1 pseudogene is annotated in these 279 nt (G+C 40.1%); it reads left to right on the plus strand.

Going from position 1 to position 279, the window contains the following annotated elements:
* A pseudogene (locus HC175_RS23635) lies at positions 1 to 279 on the plus strand (DUF748 domain-containing protein); the annotation flags it as partial.

Genomic DNA, 279 nt, shown 5'->3' on the forward strand with positions numbered 1-279 from the left:
TATTGCCACTAACCTGCGAAATGTCGAAAATTTTGACAGCGCACTTCCCTCCACCGTACATGCAACAGCAGTTTCCTTTGGAGGAGGTAGTGTTTTACTGGAAGGAAAAGTAGATGTCATGAGAAGAATTCCCAATCTTGATATGGAATTCTCCCTTCAAAAAGCCGATGTAAGAGCATTAAATGAATCTTCCCTGAAATTCGCAGGTGTAGATTTTGAAAGTGGCACCTTTGAACTATATGAAGAAGCTGCAATTGCAGATGGTTATATCAAAGGTTA

It is taken from the genome of Salinimicrobium oceani (assembly GCF_012037645.1).